Here is a 16586-nt window from a genome sequence, read left to right as displayed (position 1 = left end):
TCAGTTCACCGTCGCGGCGGCTCGGAGCTCGCTGAACTGCTGGGACATCGCCTGCGAGGCCGCTTGGAACTTCAGCCCGTTGCTGACCTCGGCGACCGTCTCCTGCTCGAGGGAGACGTTGTTGCCGTTCAGCCGGGTCGGGTCCATGCTCGTCGTCGGCGCGATGGCGGAGGCCGGAAGCAGGCCGCTGTGCGCGGCGACGGACTTCTCGAGGGCCGACGCGAAGTCGACGACCTGGGCGTGGTAGCCGGGGGTGTTGATGTTCGCGATGTTGTTCGAGATCGCCGTCTGCGCCGCGGCGTAGCCGTCGAGGGCGGAGTGCATCGCGTTCATCGTCACGGAATCGAGCAAGGCTCACCTCATGAATCGTGGATGTTCCCAGGAGGAGGCCGATCCGTGGCCCGCAGTGAGCGATCCGTGCTCGTAGTGGCCTATCGGCAGGATGGGCGACCGCGTTAGCGTCTCAGCCGATCAGATCGAGGTAGACCGGAGGTTCGGCGTCAGCGCGCGGCGCCTGCACGCTGCTCAGCGACGCCAGCTCGCCGCGGATCCGCGCCTGCTGCTCGCGCAGTCCGTCGATCGCGCGCTGCTGGGCGGCCTGCACCGCCCGGGCGCGATCGGCGAGCGCCGCCGGCAGCGCGGGCAGGGGCGCGACGGCGTGCCACGGCTCGATTCCCACCGGACCGGCCGCCTGCGCGGCGCGCGCCTCCAGCTCGTCGAGGGTCGCGGCCCAGGCGCCTTCGCCGATGTCGACCGGTTCAGGCAATCGCCACGACCTCGCTGTTGTCGTCTGCGGCGTCGACCTCCCACGCGGTCCCCGACGACAGCGAGTCCGCCGCCTGGTGCCACGCCTGGCGGAGCGGCTCCAGCAGGGCGATCGCCTCGATGACCAGGGCGACATCCCGGGTCACGCGGCAGTGGACGAGCGCGTTCGAGAGGTAGATGTAGAGGCCGAGGAGGCTCTCCGCGGCGTTCCAGATGTCCAGGCGGAGCGAGCCCGCCAGCGCACTGAGGATGTCGACCGCGTGGGTGAGCCGGTAGTCGGCGACGGCGAGGTCGCCGGCGTCCAGCGCGTCCTTCGCGGTGTTCAGGTCGAGCAGCAGGCGGTCGTACAGCATGGTGAGCAGCCGCGACGGCGACGCGGAGAGGATGGCGTTGTCGCGGTAGGTCTGTGCCGCTGTAGGCATGTCGATCCCTTGTGCTTTCTCTGAAGAGTCGCGGGTCAGTGCGACGACGGGTTCATCGCGTCGATCTGCTGGGTCAGGTAGTTCTGCTCGTTCTGCAGCTGGCCGAGCGTCGTCACGAGGGCCGTGTACTGCGCGGTGAGCAGCTTGCGCTTGGCCGCGAGCATCGTCGTCCAGTTGCTCACGCCCGACTGGTCGTTGGAGATCTGGGTCTGCTGGGACGAGATGGCGGCGGTCAGGGTGCCGGTCACCGGGTCGGAGGCCGTGGCGCTGACGGCCTGCACGCGCGAGGCGATCGTCTGCACCGCGGCGATCGTCCCTGTGGGGTCGCTGGCGAGCGCGGCCTGGAACGCGGCGCTGTCGAACTTGATCGTTCCGTCGGACTGGATCGCGATGCCGTAGGTGGCGGGGGAGACGGTGCCCCCGGTCCCGACCGGGTCGGACACCGCCGACTGCAGGCTGCGATAGACGCCCTGGATGAGGAGGCTGCCCGTGAAGGTCCCGGCGGTCGTCGTGCTGGAGCCGTCCGCGTTCTGGGTCGTCGTGACCGAGGATTGCTGCGAGATGTACGAGAGCAGCGTGTTCACGCCGGAGATCAGTGAGGACGCGGTCGAGGTGATGCTGGCACTGTCCATCGTCGAGCTGAGCGTCACCGGCGCGGTGGTCGGCTTCGCGACAGTGACGGTGACGCCCTGGACGAGGTTCGCGAAGGTGTCGGTAGCCGACGAGACCGTCTGCGCCGCGGCGGTGCCCGGCCACAGCGTCACGGTCGCGTCCTGCGCGGCGGTGACGGTGGCGGCGCCGGTCTGGGTGAGCAGGTTCGTGGCGGTGCCGGCCGTGTAGGCGGCGCTGGTCCCTGCGTAGATCTGGAACGCCGCGGCGGCTCCGGTCTGCGTCGAGGTGAGCTGGAGCCGGTACTGCGGGTTGCCCGAGGCGTCGGTGCCCGAGGCGACCTGCCCGGCGGTGACGCCGGCACCGGCGCCGTTGATGGCGGTGACCACGTCCGAGATGCTCGAGGACGCGGCGGTGATCTGGTGCGCTGTACCGGTGGAGTCGACGATCGTGATCGCGCCGCCGCTGTCCGGCCAGGTCGTCATGGCCGCGGTGACCGACACCTGCGCCTGCGCCACCTGGTTCACCTGCAGCGAGAAGGAGGTCGGCGACGCCGCGGTGGTCGCGGTGGCCGTGACGGACGAGTCCGTGCTGGAGACGGTGAGGAGGTTGAGGCCGTTCGTGGCCGAGGCTCCCGCTGCGCTCGTCTGGAGAGCCTGGAGCGTCACGTTCAGGTTCTGGAACGCCGAGAGGGTGGTCTGCTCCGTCTTGACCTTGGCCTGGAGCTGGGTCTGCGGGATGGACTCCGCGGTCATCAGGGCGTTCACGATGGCCGTGGGGTCGAGGTTGTTGACCAGGTTGGAGACCGTGACCTGGCCGTTGCTGCCCACGGTGAGGGAGGGCAGCGCGATCGTTCCGACAGAGCTCATCCGAATTCCTCCGATCCGCGTTCAGGGAGCTGGGGGCGGACGGCGACGGAACCCGAATCCGTCGCCGCCCGCCTGAGGGCCTCAGCCCTGGAGCAGCTTGAGGATGAGCTGGCTCTGCTGGTTGGCCTGCGAGAGCATCGCGGTGCCGGCCTGCATGAGCACGTTCTCCTTGCTGTACTTCGCCATCTCGGACGCCATGTCGGTGTCTGCGATCTGCGAGTTGGCGGCCGTCAGGTTCTGCGAGTTGACCGCGATGCTCTGCGCGGTCGCCGTCAGAACGTTCTGCGTCGCGCCGAGGGTGGCCTGAGCGGTCGACACGGTCTGGATCTGGGCCTGGATCGCGGTGATCGAGGCCTGCGCGTCGGTCGCGTTGTCGAACTTCAGGGCGGCGACGGTGGTGCCGATCGTGGTCACGTTCGCGGAGCCGAGGTCGAGGGTGACCTTGTCCGCGGCGTTGGCGCCGGTCTGGAAGTTCAGCGCGGCGGCGCCGGTGGCCGAGCCGTCGAGCAGCTTGACGCCGTTGAAGTTCGTCGACGAGCCGATCGAGGTGAGCTGCGCGGCGAGCGCGGTGACCTGCGTCTGGATGTCCGTGCGCGACGCGGTGCTGTTCGTGTCGTTCGCGGCCTGGACGGCGAGGCTGTTGATCGTCTGCAGGATGTTGGACACCTGGGACAGCGCGCCGGAAGCGGTCTGGATCAGGTTGATGCCGCTGGCCGTGTTCTGCGCGGCCTGGTTGAGGCCGCCGATCTGAGCCAGGAGGCCCTGCGAGATCGCGAGGCCGGCCGGGTTGTCGGCAGCGGTGTTCAGCTGCGAGCCCGACGACAGCTTGTTCATGCTGCTCTGCAGAGCGGCCTGGTTGGAGTTGAGCGAGTTCGTGACCGAGAGAGCGCTCAGGTTGGTGTTGATGGTCATAGCCATGATGTTCGAATCCTCCGTGAGAGTGTGCAGAGCCGGTCCGTCCGTGGGCCGACGAATGGTCCTATCGGCAGCTCGGCCGTGGATGTAAGCACCCGATCGAAATGCGTTCCGTGTCCCCCGAAATGCTTACGCGCCGGCCGATCATGCCGATAGCGGAAGGTACGGCAGACAACGTGTGTGCCCTTGCTATGGATGGCTGATGGGAGCGTGAGAGCGCGGTGGGCGCCAACGAACTGTCGAACGAGCTCTGGCGTCAAAGAGAGCTCCTGGAGCTGCTGCTCTACAAATTCGAGGTCGAGCAGTTGCTCCTCGCCTCCGGCAGGGCCCGCTGGGTGCCGCACGCGACCCGCGAGGCGGAGGTCGTGATCGAGCGGCTGCGGACCGCCACCCTCTCGATGAGCGTCGCCGCGTCCGCGCTGGCGATCGAGTGGAGCCTCCCCGCCGACACGCGGCTGCGCGAGCTCGCGGCCGGCGCTCCCGAAGGGGCCTGGCAGGGCATCTTCGCGGCCCATCTGGAGGCCCTCGTCACGCTGACCCGGGAGATCCGGACCGTTCGCGCCGGCAACGACCGCCTGCTGCGCAACGCGCTCCGCGCCGCCCAGGACACCTTCGACGCCGTCTCGGACAGCGCGTCGGTCTACACCTCCGACGGGACGACCGACCTGCCGTCGGCACGTGCCCGCCTCGTCGACGCGACCCTGTAGGAGACGACCGTGTCCGGCAACCTTCTCGGCTCCCTCAACACCGCCTTCTCCGGCCTCGCCGCCGCCCAGGCGGGCATCGAGGTCACCGGCGACAACATCGCCAACTCGACCACCCCCGGCTACGTCCGCCAGCAGGTCGATCTGGAGGCCGTCGGCGGCCCCGCCCAGGTCGGCCCGTTCGCGCAGCCGGCCACCGCCGGCCAGGGCGTGCGCGTGGCCGGCATCATCCAGCTCGGGTCGGCCCTGCTGGACGCTCAGGCCCGGTCCGCCGGCGCCGCCGCAGGATACAGCGGTGTCACGGCCTCGGGCCTGAGCGCGCTCGAGTCGACGCTCGGCGAGCCGAGCGGCGACGCGATCTCCGGGTCGCTGTCGAAGTTCTGGTCCGCCTGGCAGGACGTGTCCAACCAGCCGGGCGCTGCCGCCCCGGTCGCCGCCCTGCTCGGCAAGGCCGGCTCCCTGGTCGGCCAGATCGCCACCGCCTACCGCTCGGTGCAGTCGCAGTGGTCGCAGACCCGGCAGGATCTGGCGACCACGGCCGCGCAGGTGAACTCCGACGCGTCCCAGGTCGCCCAGCTCAACGGGCAGATCCGCTCGGTGGCCGCGTCGGGCGGCGACGTCAACGCGCTCATCACGCAGCGCAGCACCCTCCTGACCCAGCTCGCCTCGCTCTCCGGCGCGTCCGTCGTGAGCAATGCCGACCAGACCGTGACCGTGAGCATCGGCGGCGCCGACCTGGTCCAGGGCACCGTCGCCCGATCGCTGTCGGTCGCCGGATCGACGACCCTGGAGGGCGCGGTCACCTCGCCGGCGGGAGTGCAGTGGTCCGACGGCGCCGGCCCGGTCTCGCTCAGCTCCGGGAAGCTCGCGGGGGACCTGTCTCTCCTCGCGCCCGCCACGGCGAGCGGCAACGGCGGCGCGATCGCGGAGACCGCGGCGAAGCTCAACACCCTCGCGACCTCTCTCGCCCAGCAGGTGAACGCCGTCAGCGTCACCGGGACGACCTCCACCGGCGCCACGAACGTCGCGTTCTTCGGGATGTCGGCGAGCGGCCCGGCGGCGCTCGGCCTGAGCGTGCTCGCGACCGACCCGTCCGGCGTCGCCGTCGCGGCGCCCGGCGCCGGCGCGGCCGACGGGTCGGTCGCCGACGCCATCAGCCAGCTCGGCACCGGCGCGGGATCGCCCGACGTCGCCTGGTCGACGGGGTCATCGCCCTCGGCGCCGCGACCGGCAACGCGACGCAGCAGTCCGCGCTGGATCAGAGCGCCCAGGCCGCCGCCACAGGCGCGCAGTCCTCGCAGGAGTCGGTGAGCCTCGATGAGGAGAACATGAACCTGATCGCGTACCAGCACGCCTACCAGGGCTCGGCCCGCGTCATGACGGCACTCGACTCCATCCTCGATCAGCTCATCAACCACACCGGACTCGTCGGATTGGGATAGGCCGCACATGTCATTCCGTGTCACCGAGTCGACGCAGCTCGCGTCGGCCCAGCGCAACCTCCAGCTCAGCGCGCAGAGGCTCAACCAGCTCGACGAGCAGGTCGCCAGCGGGCTCGCCATCAGCAAACCGTCCGACGACCCGGCGGGCGCCGCGACCCTGCTCGACCTGCAGCGGCAGCTCGCGCAGAACACGCAGTACCAGCGCAACGCCGGCGACGGGGCGGCCTGGCTCGCAACGGCCGGCACGGCCCTCACGTCGATGAACGACACCCTCAACCAGGTCCGCGACCTGACGGTGCAGGCCGCCAGCACGGCCACCCAGAACCCGGCCTCGCGCACGGCCATCGCCACCCAGCTTCAGTCGCTGAAGCAGTCCCTGCTGACCCTGGCGAACACCCAGTACCAGGGCCGGAGCGTCTTCGCCGGCACCTCCGACGCCGGCACCGCGTTCAACGCCGACTACTCGTTCAACGGGACGCCCGGATCGTCCGTGAACCGGCGCGTCGGCGCCGACACCGCGGTCCGGGTCGACGTCGACGGCTCGTCGGTGCTCGGCGCCGGCGCATCCTCGGTGTTCGCGCTGATCGACTCGATCGCGACCACCGTCAGCGGCGGCGGGAACGTGAGCGGTCAGCTCACCGCCATCGACGCCGTGGCCGCGAACATCCGTGGCGCCGAGGCGACCGTCGGCAGCTCGCAGAATCAGCTCACCGGGGCCACCTCGGCGCTCACCACGCAGGCGACGACGCTGCAGACCACGCAGAACGGCATCCAGAACGTGGACGCCGCGCATGCCATCCTGGAGATGCAGACGCAGCAGGTCGCGTACCAGACCGCCCTCGCCGTCACCGCCAAAAGCATCCAGCCGACCTTGATGGACTACCTCAGATGACAGTGCAGATCAGCTTCCAGGAACCGCTCGCCGGCCTCGGGTCGTTCACCGAGTACGATTTCGCGCCGCTCGACGGCGCCCGCGACACCTACACCCTCCGGGCCAGCGCCCAGCCCGCGATCCGGCTCTTCCTGGTCGACGCGGCCGCCTACCTGCCGGACTACGTGGGGGAGCTCGACCGCCCCGCGGGCCCCGAGTCCGGCGTCTTCCTCGTGGTCACGCCGCACGCCGACGGGGTGACCGTCAATCTCCTCGCGCCCATCCTCATCGACCCGGTCACGCGCACCGGCCAGCAGGTCATCGCCGCGGACGACATCGACCGGGTGCAGGTCCCGCTCCTCCGGACCGCCTGAGAGCCGCCCGGAGGAGCGGGAAATCTTCCACACGCCGCACTCGGCTCTCGCCGGGACGGCACGTATTGTGTATGCAACGCGGCCCCACCCGGGCCGACCACCCGACGTGCGCCTCACGAATGGAACTGCCGATGACGACGAACGAGGCCAACGAGCTGACGGCCCAGCTCTGGCGGCAGCGGGAGCTCCTGGAGATGCTGCTGTTCAAGTACGAGGAGGAGCGGCTGCTGCGCTCGGCCGGGATGACCCGGTGGCTCGCGCACGCCGCCCGCGAGATCGAAGTGGTGACCGAACGCCTGAATAAGTCCAGCCTCTCGACCGCCGTCGCGATCTCGAGCCTCGGCGAGTCCTGGGGCCTGCCTCGCGGCGCGCTCCTGCGCGACCTCGCCGAGGGGGCGCCGAACCCGATGTGGGCCGAGATCTTCACCGACCACCTGCGCGCCCTGGTCGACGTCATCACCGAGATCCGCGAGGTCCGGGCCCAGGCGAACGCCACCTACCGCGCGAACGGCGAGATCGATCACACCGAGCAGACCGCACGGTTGATCGACACCGTCCTCTGAGACGGATCAGGCGGTGACCCGCTCCGTGACCGCGGCGGGGTGCGCGGTGAACTCCGCGAGCTTGGCGAGGTAGGCCGACCGCTTCGTCCGGGGGTTCCGGTCGGGCAGTGGGAGCACACCGGCGTCGCGGTCGAAGTGCAGCAGCCAACCCTCGTGCAGCAGCTTCATCGCCTCGTTCCGCGCCAGCGACACGGCCGCGTGCGTGACGCCGAGCTCAGCGGCCACGTCCTTGACCTGCCGGTCCTCGAAGAAGAGCCGGGTGACGATCAGCTGCAGCCGCTCGGGAAGAGCCTCCACTGCCGCGCGGAGGAACGTCTCGCGCTCGGAGGTCTCGGCCGAGTCCTCCGGGCCGAGGATCGCCGAGACCAGCTCGTCCGAGCGCTCCTCGATCGCGACCGGTCCCGTCGCGGACTCGCGAAGGGTGGCGACGACGGTCGCCCGGTCCACGCCGAGGGAGACGGCCATCTCGTCGATGGTGGGCGTCCGGCCGAGCGTCTGGTAGAGCCCGTCCCGGATCACCAGCGTCTCCTTGATCTTCTTGCGTGTGCCACGGGAGACCCAGTCCTGCGAGCGCAGCTCGTCCGCCAGCGCTCCGGAGATGCGTGCGCGGGCGTAGGCGCCGAAGGGGACGCCGCGGTCGGGGTCGAACGAGCGGGAGGCCTGGAACAGGGCGAACTGCCCTGCGGAGGCCAGCTCGTCCCTGTCGAGATGGGTGCCGCGGCTGCACAGGTCGGAGACGATGTAGCCGACGAGCGGCAGGTGCTCGATGACGAGCTGATCGCGCGAGTGTGTGTTCACGTGTTCCTCTGTCGTTCGCGGTCCTAGGGCATGGACCACGGCGGGTTTCGGTGGGTGTAAATCACGCTCGGGTGCGTACGTCACCTCAGCGCCCGATGGGGGGTAGACGCTTCGGCACTCTTGAAATTACTGGCCTGACGTGCTTTCTGTAACGACCCAAGTCGGGTGACAAATGAATGCATTGCAATGGCCGAGCCATCCGCTATGCTCCGGCGTCAGCCCGTGGCGGCCTTCGTCGGGCAGGGCGCCGTGGCCTTCATGGCAGCAGCCGCCTGGTCCTCCGACCAGGGCAGGGACGCCACGACCTTCGCGCCCTTCTGCACCGCCGGCACCTTGGACGCGATCGACGCCAGCCGCTCGGCCAGCGCCTGCGCGAACCCCGCGCCCGGTGTCGAGTCGTTGATCGCCACCACGACGGTCAATCCGGACGACGGGTCGGCGTACATCGCCGACAGGTAGCCGGGGACGGCCCCGGATGCGCCACGCAGCGGCCCGACGACCTGCATGCCCAGCCCGTAGCCCAGCCAGGAGGCGCCGGCGCCGACCGTTTTCGCCTGCGCGTCCGCCGAGCTGCTGCTCAGCAGCGACCCGCTGGCGAGCGCCTGCGCGAACACCTTGAGGTCCGCGACGTTCGAGACCACGCCGGCCGCCGTCCAGCCCAGCGACGGAGACAGCGCGGTGATGTCCTGCGGCTTGTCGCACACGGGAGCTCCGGTGGCGTCGAGCGGGGCCACGTACCCCGAGGGGTGCGGGCCCGGCAGGGTGTGGACGCCGTCGTCGGGGAGCACGCTCGCCGACATCCCGAGCCGGCCGAACACGTAGCCCTGGTAGAGCTGCTGCCAGTTGCGGCCGGACGCGTTCTGCAGCGCCATCCCGAGCAACAGCGCGTTCGTCTGAGACGGGCTGTACTTCTCGCCCGGGTTCCCGGTGCGCGCCATCGCGACGCCGTCGCTGACGAGCTCGAGCGGCGGCCAATAGCGCTCCGGGTTGGCCAGGAACTCGCGGTGCAGGGCCGACGCGTAGTCACCGAAGCCGGAGGTGTCCTGGCACAACTCGCGCAGCGTCACCCCGCTGACGCCCACGAGACCCGGAATCCACTTCGCGACCGGGTCGTCGAGTTCCACGGTGCCCTCGTCGACCAGTTCGAGGAGCACGGTGCACGTCATCGCGGTGGTGAGCCGGCCCGCGCGGAACGTCATGGCGGGAGTGACGGGAACGGACCCGCCGCGCGTCGTGGTCCCGATCGCGGTCGTCCAGCTCCCCGCCCACGGCGCCCACACGCCGACCAGGGCGGCCGACCCTCCGGAGAGCGCGATCGCGTCCGTCACCGCCGCGGTGAGCCGCGTCACGGTGGCCGCGGGGAGCGGGCCGTGCCGCTGCGGCGGGAAGTCGGGGTTCGCGCCGGTGTTGCCACACGCGGCGAGGCTGAGGGCGAGGGCGGCGGCGGACGCCGCGAGAACGATTCTGCGGAGACCTGTCCCTCGTCCCATCGCATCCCCCCGACGCTCCTGTGGCAGCGATTGTAGCGTGCGTCGACGTCCACGCCGAGTCCCCGAACCGTGTCCAATCCGATCGGCCGGCTGTCCCGAATCCCTGGATGAGGCGCGCACGCCGCGCGCCGTCTTCCAAGGAGGAACGACACATGCGCACATCACCGAACCGCCTCGTCGCGACCATCTTCGGCGCGGTCTATCTGCTCGTCGGCCTGCTCGGCTTCGCCTTCACCGGCGGCGTCGGCTTCGTGGCCACCCACGGCGGTCTGATCCTCGGCATCTTCGAGGTCAACCCGCTGCACAACGTCGCCCACCTGCTGATCGGCGCGGCGCTGCTCATCGCCGGCCTCACCAGGATGGCCGCGGCGAAGGCCGTCAACACCACCGTCGGGGCGGTCTACCTGCTCCTCGGCATCGTCGGCTTCTTCCTGGTGGGCACCGGCGCCAACATCCTGGCGCTGAACACCCCCGACCACTTCCTCCACTTGGTGAGCGCGATCGTGCTCCTCGGTGTCGGTCTCGGCGCCGAGCGGACCGTGCGCGCCACTTCGGCGACCGCCTGACCGGCTGGGCCACGGCGCTTCCCATGAGCAGGATGAAGGGGCGAGCCCCGGTCGCTCCGGCGATCAGGGCCTTCCTCGCCGTGGCCGCGCTGGGGGCCGGGTTGCTGCACGCAGCACTGGCCCCCAGCGCACCTCTCCCGTTGCTCGCGCTCCTGATCGCGGTCGCCGCCGCGGAGCTGACCTGGGCGGTGTTCACGCTGGCCCGCGAGCGGCCACCGCTGTTCGGCCTGATCCCTGCGTTGGCGCTGGCGCCGCTCGGGATCTGGGCCGCACTCGCGACTGCCGGCGCCACGGCGACGTCGGGCACGGTGCTCACGCTTCCCCTCCTGCCGATGGGCGTGGCATCGCTGCTCGACGTCGCCGTGGCGGCGGTCGCCGCGGTCGTCCTGCGGCACGGCCGGCCCGCACGGCAGGAGAGCGGTGCGCTCCGGTTCGTCGCCGCGCTCGCGGTCAGCGCCTGCGTGGTCTGCGCGGTGACCATCCCCGCGCTCGGGGTGACTGACGCGGGGGCCGCGGCAGTGACGGTGCACCACCACCACTGAGCGCAGGCCCAGCTCGGACTGTTCAGCTCCGGCGGCTCAGCTGCGGCGGCTCAGCTGCGGCGGCTCAGCTGCCGCGGTTCAGTTGCCGCGGTTCAGCTCCGGCGGCTCAGCGCGAACGACGCGTTCCCGAACCGCACGATCGATCCGGGGTCGACCTCGTGCCGCGTGTTCGGGTCGCACGCGAAGGTGCCCTCGCCCGGGTAGGTGATCGTCGTGCCGTTGGCGGAGCCGAGGTCCATCACCCAGAAGATCCCGTCGTACTGCCCGAACGCGAGGTGCGCGCGGGAGACCGACTTGGCGTCGTCCGCCACGGTCACCAGGTGGACGTTCGCGGGGTCGTCGAACTCGGTGCCCGGCCGGTGGGAGGCCGGATTGCGTCCGATCACACCATTGCCCGACGTCTCGACGTGCTGCCCGTCGCTCAGATCCAAGGCGAACATGACCGCCATCGACGTCTCCTCTCGTCGGCGCACCCGAAAGCGCCTCGCCCAGCATGCCATGACCGCGCCCGCGCTCCCTAGGGATTAGCCCGGAGCCCGCCCCTCACTCCGCCGCGACCGGCACCCGCATCGACCGGGCGTCGCGCATGAAGCGCTCCACGTCCGGGTCCACGGTGATGTCGCTCGGCCGCAGCGGCCGGGTCAGGTAGAGGCCTTCCAGGCTCGTGATCCGGCTGAGCGCCACGTAGGTCTGGCCCGACGTGAACGCGCGCGCGCCGAGGTCGACGATCGCCGCGTCGTACGTCTTGCCCTGCGACTTGTGGATGGTGACCGCCCACGCCAGCCGCAGCGGGAACTGCGTGAACTCCGCGACAACGTCCTTCGTCAGCTTCTTCGTCTCGGGCGAGTAGCTGTAGCGGTACTTCTCCCAGATCGCCGGTTCGACCTCGTGCACCTGGCCGTCGACCTCCACGTACACGTTCGAGTCGATGCGCGTGACGGTGCCGATGGTGCCGTTCACCCAGCGCGGCCCGTCGCCTTGGCCGACGTCGTTGCGCAGGAACATCACCTGCGCTCCGATCTTCAGCTCGAGCACCTCCTCCGCCGGGTAGTTGCGGCCGCCGAAATCGCCGCTCACCTCGGCCTTGGCCGTCAGCGGGCGTCCGGGAAGACGCTCGAGTGCCTGCGCGTTGATGCGGTTCACCGTGTCGTTGCGCGTCGCGAGCGTGATCGTGCCGTCCGTCGGCGCCGGCCGCGCCCCGACCTCGTTCAGCCGGTCGGCGATCTCCTTCGTCACCTGTCCGTGCCGCACGGCGTTGAGCATGTAGCGGAAGTCGGACTCGTGCTGGCGGTGCACCTGCAGCAGCTCCACGATCTGGAGGTCTGCCTCCCGCCACACCTTCGCGTCGAAGAACCACATCGAGCGGTAGGTGTCGGCGAAGTAGGCGCGCTCCTCGTGGTCGCCGGGCACCGGCGCGAGCTGGTACGGGTCGCCGAACAGCACGATCTGGACGCCGCCGAACGCCTCCTTCGGCCGCTGCCTGGCCTGGCGCAGGCTGCGGTCGACCGCATCCATGAGGTCGGCGTTCACCATCGAGACTTCATCGATCACGAGGGTGTCGATGCTGTTCAGCAGCTTGCGCAGCTCGCTGGTCTGGTCGATGTCGTGATCGGCGATGACCCCGATCGGCAGCTTGAACAGCGAGTGGATGGTCTGGCCGCCGACGTTCAACGCGGCGACGCCGGTCGGCGCGGCGATGACGATCGATTTCTCGGTGTTCCACGACAGGTGGTTGAGCAGTGTGGACTTGCCGGTGCCGGCCCGGCCCGTCACGAAGACGTGGTCGCGGGTGTGCTCGATCAGCTCGAACACCGCCCGCTGCTCGGGCGAGAGCGAGAGTCCGCCCATCCGGATCCCTTCCCTCGCGCGACCTGCCGAACTACTCTAACCCCGCGTGCAGCGCCGTGGCGGCTTATCCACAGCCCCATAGGATGACAGCTATGGGTGGGGACGGCAGGGTCGGCGCGCTCCGTCCTGTGCTGCTGTGGACAGGCGTGGGCGTGATGCTCGTCGCCGCGTTCCTGGCCGCCCTCGGCGCCGTCCAGCGGGCCTTCTACAGCCCGGAGGGATTCGTCGCCGCGTACGTCGGCTCGCTCGCCTCGCACGACCTGACCAGCGCCCTCGCCATGCCGGGCGCGGCGCCGACGAAACAGGCGTTGGCCGCGGCCGGACTGCCGGGAGACGCCTCCGCCGAGCTGCTGCGCTCCGATCTGCTCCCCGACTACACCGACACCCGCGTCGTCTCCGACACGGGGAGCTCAGGCGGGCGACGCAGGGTCACCGTGCACGTCGTCGCCGACGGCCACCCGGTCACCGCCGTGTTCGAGCTCCGCCAGACCGGCGCTGTCCTCGGCCTCCTGCCCACCTGGGAGTTCGCGCGCACCCCGGTCGGGGTCGCGCACATCACCGTCGCGCACGCGCAGACCTTCACCGTCGCGGGCCGCACCCTGAGCCCGCGCGCCGCCGCCCCGTCGCAGCCGGCGAGCTCCTTCAGTGTGAGCGCCGGGTACCTGGTCCCCGCGCCGTCGCTCTACGTGCTGGGCCATTCCGACAGGTACACGAAGGCCGCGCCGGTGAAGCTGGCGCCCGCCCCGTCCGCCACGGTGGAGGCCACGGTCGACGCGCAGCCGAACGACGCTTTCGCTGCGGCCGTGCAGAAGGAGTTGAACGGCTACCTCGACGAGTGCGCGAAGCAGCAGGTCCTCCAGCCGGCAGGATGCCCCTTCGGCGTCGTGATCGACGACCGGGTGCAGGGCGCGCCCACCTGGAAGATGACGCAATACCCCGCCGTCCACCTCGTGCCGGGCGACAGCACCTGGACGATGTCTCAGGCCGTGGGGATCGCGCACCTCTCCGTGACAGTGCAGTCCATCTTCGACGGCAGCATCGAGCACCGCGAGTCCGACGAGAAGTTCGCCGTCTCGCTCACCAGCGTGACCATCCGCCCCGACGGCTCCCTCGACATCGTCGTAGGCCCCTAACGCCCCCCGCCCCCAACGCCGCATTCGTCACGAATCGTGCCTTCGCCCGCGCGAGAACCCCGATTCGTCACGAATGTGCACCCAGGGAGCAGCCGCGATTCGGCGCGAATGTGGCCGGCGCGGGTTGCTAGCGCTGCGCTGTCCCGTCGCGGGCCGCGAGCCGGGCGAGCTGCTCGTTGTACGCATTGAGCTCGGCATCGCCGGTGCGGTCCGCGTTGCGGTCCTGCCGTTTCGTCTCGCGCTCATCGCTGCGGCTCCACTGGATGGCCACCACGACCGCCAGGATGACCGTGGGGATCTCGCCGATGCTCCACGCGATCCCGCCGCCGGTCTGCTGGTCGACCAACGGCGTCGCGCCCCAGGTGCGGCCCATCGCGCCGAACCAGTCGGCGAGCAGGAGGCCGTGCATCTGCATGATCGACAGCCCGAAGAACGCGTGGAACGCCATCGTGCCGAGCAGCAGCAGCAGCCGGAACGGGTACGGCAGCCGGTACTTGACCGGGTCGATGCCGATCAGCGACTGCACGAACAGGTAGCCCGTGATCAGGAAGTGCACGACCATCCACTCGTGCCCGATGTGGTCGGTCGTCGCCCAGCGGATGAGCGGCGTGTAGTAGAACGCCCACAGCGACCCCGCGAACAGCCCCGCCGCGACCAGCGGATGGGAGATGATCCCGGCGAACCGGGAGTGCACCGCGAACAGGATCCACTCGCGCCCGCCTCGCGTGCCGTCCTGTCGCTTACGGATCGCCCGGGCGGCCAGCGTCACCGGCGCGCCCGGCACGAGCAGCAGCGGCACCGCCATCGTCAAGACCATGTGCGCCGACATGTGCGCCGAGAACAGGTACTTCTCGTAGACGTTCACGCCCCCGTTGGTGATGTAGAAGAGCAGGGCGATGCCGAGCACCCAGAGCACCGTGCGGTGGATCGGCCAGGCGTCGCCGCGCTTGTGCAGCCGCCAGACGCCGGCCAGGTAGAAGAACAGCGCGAAGCCGCAGGCGAGCACCCACAGCAAGTCGAAGTTCCATGTCGTGAAGAGTCGGCCCCAGGTGAGCTCGGGCGGGAGCTTCTCGCCCGTGAGGATCTCGGCGGGCGTCGGCGTCGCGGCCCGGGTCTGCGGCACCGGAGTGACGGTGCGCGCGAGCGCCGCGGCCACACCCGACGCGATGCCCATGAAGGCCAGCTCGGCCGTGACGATCCACCAGAACGTCCGGCCCTCGCCGAGCCGCTTCAGCCGGTCGATGAGGACGCGGCGCTGAATGAGCCCGAAGAGCCCCAGCACCACGAGGGCGGCGACCTTGACGAGCACCAGGATGCCGTACGGCGTCGCCAGCTCGGCCAGCGTCCCGACGCGCAGTTCGGCGTTCACGTACCCCGACGTTGCCACGACGACGAAGCAGATGAGCGCGATGCTGGAGTACCGCTCCAGCACCGTCACCAGCCGGCCGTCGCCTAGCGTGCGTTTGATCACGATGAGGGTCAGCAGGCCGCCCAGCCAGATCGCGGCGAAAAGCACGTGCAGCCCGAAGGAGGTCACCGCGGCGTCGTGGCCCGCAGCCTCGGAGCTGTGCCCCTGCTGCGCCATCGGCACGACCGCGGCCATCGCCAGCAGCGTGACGAAGACGATGGCCGTCTGGTTGCGCACCGCGAAGCACAGCACCGTGACCGCCGCGGCGATGAGCGTGATGCCGAGCCAGGCCTGACCGAGCGACACGCTGGTGATGAACGAGCTCAGCCCATTCGTGAAGGTCTGGTCGAACGACCACGGCACGTTGGCGACGCTGACGAACGTGAACAGCCCGGTCACGGCGGAGGCCACCGTCATGATGGCCGCGCACGCGGCGGCGAAGTCGAGCGCTGTGCCGTACTCGTCCTTGTCCGCGTTGAACGCGAAGCAGGCCAGGATCAGCGCGCCCACGGTCCCCGAGAGGCTGAGGTTGACGACGAGCGTCGAGATCGGGAGGCCCCAGCGCACCAGCGCGCCGGGGTCGAGCAGCAGGGGCGCCGCGGCCCCTCCGCCGAAGGAGAGCGCCGCGACGACGGACACGAGAGCGGCCGCCAGCAGCACGGCGGGACCGATCACGCGGAGAAGTCTGGGCACCCGTCAAGCCTACGTCTCCGGTGCTGTGCGCCTGCCCACAGCGCAGCGCCGCGGATCCCTGTCGGCACAACGGAGACGGGGGCGGCGCCGCTGCTGCGGCACCGCCCCCGTGGAGCCTGGTTCAGGCTGTTACTTGACGGCAGCCTTGAGCTTCGAGCCGGCGGTCAGCTTGACGCGGTGGCCGGCCGGGATCGAGATCTCCTCGCCGGTCTGCGGGTTGCGGCCGGTGCGAGCGGCGGTCTCGGTGCGCTCGGCGGCGAGCCAACCCGGGATGGTGACCTTGCCGCCACCCTTGACGGTCTCGCTGATGGTGGCGAAGAACGCGTCGACGACGCTCGAGACGGTGGCCTGGCTCTGACCCGACGCCGCGGCGACGGCAGCAACGAGCTCGGTCTTGTTCAGGTTGTCAGCCATTGAGTGTCCTCCTCGGACCTTGTGCTGGATATTCAGCTGTCTTGTGGAACGGTTGAGGCCACAGAGGGCCAGTACGTTTGGTCGGTTGACCGCCTCGAATGTATCAGAATCCCGCGGAATCTCGCGGATTCTCGCGGTTTTTTCGCCTGTTGCCAGGGCG

At 70.1% G+C, this 16586-nt stretch carries 20 protein-coding genes; 9 read left to right on the top strand and 11 right to left on the bottom strand.

Translation table 11 applies throughout. The features are described 5' to 3' along the window. From ACR5MH_RS15760 to ACR5MH_RS15740, 5 genes are all read right to left on the bottom strand, one after another. Positions 1–351: a flagellar basal body rod protein FlgB gene (locus tag ACR5MH_RS15760; RefSeq protein WP_431348044.1), complete on the bottom strand. Its 351-nt coding sequence runs from the start codon at positions 349–351 to the stop codon at positions 1–3. Positions 352–463: 112 nt separating this feature from the next. Further along, on the bottom strand, positions 464–766 hold the full coding sequence (locus ACR5MH_RS15755) for a hypothetical protein (RefSeq protein ID WP_431348043.1): 303 nt from the start codon (positions 764–766) through the stop codon (positions 464–466). Then, positions 759–1187, bottom strand: a complete 429-nt coding sequence (gene fliS, locus ACR5MH_RS15750; protein ID WP_431348042.1) for a flagellar export chaperone FliS — start codon at positions 1185–1187, stop codon at positions 759–761. The genes ACR5MH_RS15755 and fliS overlap by 8 nt, the downstream gene beginning before the upstream one ends. Positions 1188–1222: 35 nt before the next feature. Then, positions 1223–2665, bottom strand: coding sequence for a flagellar filament capping protein FliD (gene fliD / locus ACR5MH_RS15745; protein ID WP_431348041.1), 1443 nt, complete (start codon positions 2663–2665; stop codon positions 1223–1225). Positions 2666–2746: 81 nt separating this feature from the next. Beyond that, the gene (locus ACR5MH_RS15740; protein WP_431348040.1) at positions 2747–3583 is read right to left on the bottom strand and encodes a flagellin; all 837 of its coding nucleotides are present in this window, start codon (positions 3581–3583) and stop codon (positions 2747–2749) included. 218 nt (positions 3584–3801) lie between these two features. Here ACR5MH_RS15740 and flgN point away from each other — a divergent pair, with 218 nt between their 5' ends. The 6 genes from flgN to ACR5MH_RS15710 all read left to right on the top strand — a co-directional run bounded on the left by flgN (position 3802) and on the right by ACR5MH_RS15710 (position 7534). Next, complete coding sequence (flgN, locus tag ACR5MH_RS15735) at positions 3802–4287, top strand: flagellar export chaperone FlgN (protein ID WP_431348039.1); 486 nt, start codon at positions 3802–3804, stop codon at positions 4285–4287. 9 nt (positions 4288–4296) lie between these two features. Further along, the gene (gene flgK / locus ACR5MH_RS15730; protein ID WP_433861932.1) at positions 4297–5595 is read left to right on the top strand and encodes a flagellar hook-associated protein FlgK; all 1299 of its coding nucleotides are present in this window, start codon (positions 4297–4299) and stop codon (positions 5593–5595) included. Then, the gene (locus ACR5MH_RS15725) at positions 5592–5726 is read left to right on the top strand and encodes a flagellar basal body rod C-terminal domain-containing protein (RefSeq protein WP_433861931.1); all 135 of its coding nucleotides are present in this window, start codon (positions 5592–5594) and stop codon (positions 5724–5726) included. The genes flgK and ACR5MH_RS15725 overlap by 4 nt, the downstream gene beginning before the upstream one ends. Before the next feature lie 7 nt (positions 5727–5733). Next, a complete protein-coding gene (flgL, locus tag ACR5MH_RS15720) occupies positions 5734–6618 on the top strand; it encodes a flagellar hook-associated protein FlgL (protein WP_431348037.1) in 885 nt (294 codons plus the stop codon). After that, a complete protein-coding gene (locus ACR5MH_RS15715; RefSeq protein WP_431348036.1) occupies positions 6615–6971 on the top strand; it encodes a flagellar assembly protein FliW in 357 nt (118 codons plus the stop codon). Before flgL ends, ACR5MH_RS15715 begins: the two co-directional genes overlap by 4 nt. Positions 6972–7102: 131 nt before the next feature. Next, positions 7103–7534 carry a flagellar protein FlgN gene (locus ACR5MH_RS15710; protein ID WP_431348035.1) on the top strand — a complete coding sequence of 144 codons (432 nt, stop codon included), beginning with the start codon at positions 7103–7105 and terminating at the stop codon, positions 7532–7534. A 6-nt stretch (positions 7535–7540) separates the two neighbouring features. Here ACR5MH_RS15710 and ACR5MH_RS15705 read toward each other — a convergent pair whose 3' ends face one another. Continuing rightward, a complete protein-coding gene (locus ACR5MH_RS15705) occupies positions 7541–8332 on the bottom strand; it encodes a sigma-70 family RNA polymerase sigma factor (protein ID WP_431348034.1) in 792 nt (263 codons plus the stop codon). A 215-nt stretch (positions 8333–8547) separates the two neighbouring features. Beyond that, a complete protein-coding gene (locus ACR5MH_RS15700) occupies positions 8548–9822 on the bottom strand; it encodes a serine hydrolase domain-containing protein (RefSeq protein WP_431348033.1) in 1275 nt (424 codons plus the stop codon). 152 nt (positions 9823–9974) lie between these two features. Here ACR5MH_RS15700 and ACR5MH_RS15695 point away from each other — a divergent pair, with 152 nt between their 5' ends. Together ACR5MH_RS15695 and ACR5MH_RS15690 are read left to right on the top strand one after the other, a co-directional pair. Continuing rightward, on the top strand, positions 9975–10388 hold the full coding sequence (locus ACR5MH_RS15695) for a DUF4383 domain-containing protein (protein WP_431348032.1): 414 nt from the start codon (positions 9975–9977) through the stop codon (positions 10386–10388). A gap of 23 nt (positions 10389–10411) precedes the next feature. After that, on the top strand, positions 10412–10930 hold the full coding sequence (locus ACR5MH_RS15690; RefSeq protein ID WP_431348031.1) for a hypothetical protein: 519 nt from the start codon (positions 10412–10414) through the stop codon (positions 10928–10930). Positions 10931–11022: 92 nt separating this feature from the next. Here ACR5MH_RS15690 and ACR5MH_RS15685 read toward each other — a convergent pair whose 3' ends face one another. Both ACR5MH_RS15685 and ACR5MH_RS15680 read right to left on the bottom strand, forming a co-directional pair. Further along, positions 11023–11379: an FHA domain-containing protein gene (locus tag ACR5MH_RS15685; RefSeq protein WP_431348030.1), complete on the bottom strand. Its 357-nt coding sequence runs from the start codon at positions 11377–11379 to the stop codon at positions 11023–11025. A 94-nt stretch (positions 11380–11473) separates the two neighbouring features. After that, positions 11474–12778, bottom strand: coding sequence for an ATP-dependent DNA helicase (locus tag ACR5MH_RS15680; RefSeq protein WP_431348029.1), 1305 nt, complete (start codon positions 12776–12778; stop codon positions 11474–11476). A gap of 92 nt (positions 12779–12870) precedes the next feature. Here ACR5MH_RS15680 and ACR5MH_RS15675 point away from each other — a divergent pair, with 92 nt between their 5' ends. Beyond that, positions 12871–13911, top strand: coding sequence for a hypothetical protein (locus ACR5MH_RS15675; protein ID WP_431348028.1), 1041 nt, complete (start codon positions 12871–12873; stop codon positions 13909–13911). Between the two features lie 127 nt (positions 13912–14038). Here ACR5MH_RS15675 and ACR5MH_RS15670 read toward each other — a convergent pair whose 3' ends face one another. After that, on the bottom strand, positions 14039–16012 hold the full coding sequence (locus tag ACR5MH_RS15670; protein ID WP_431348027.1) for a cytochrome c oxidase assembly protein: 1974 nt from the start codon (positions 16010–16012) through the stop codon (positions 14039–14041). A 129-nt stretch (positions 16013–16141) separates the two neighbouring features. Then, on the bottom strand, positions 16142–16426 hold the full coding sequence (locus tag ACR5MH_RS15665) for an HU family DNA-binding protein (protein ID WP_369961780.1): 285 nt from the start codon (positions 16424–16426) through the stop codon (positions 16142–16144). Between the last annotated feature and the right edge of the window lie 160 nt (positions 16427–16586).

The sequence above is a fragment of the Streptomyces sp. L7 genome (assembly GCF_050990935.1).
Taxonomy (GTDB): Bacteria; Actinomycetota; Actinomycetes; order Actinomycetales; family Microbacteriaceae; genus Leifsonia.
This window is presented reverse-complemented; position numbering and strand designations above follow the sequence as displayed.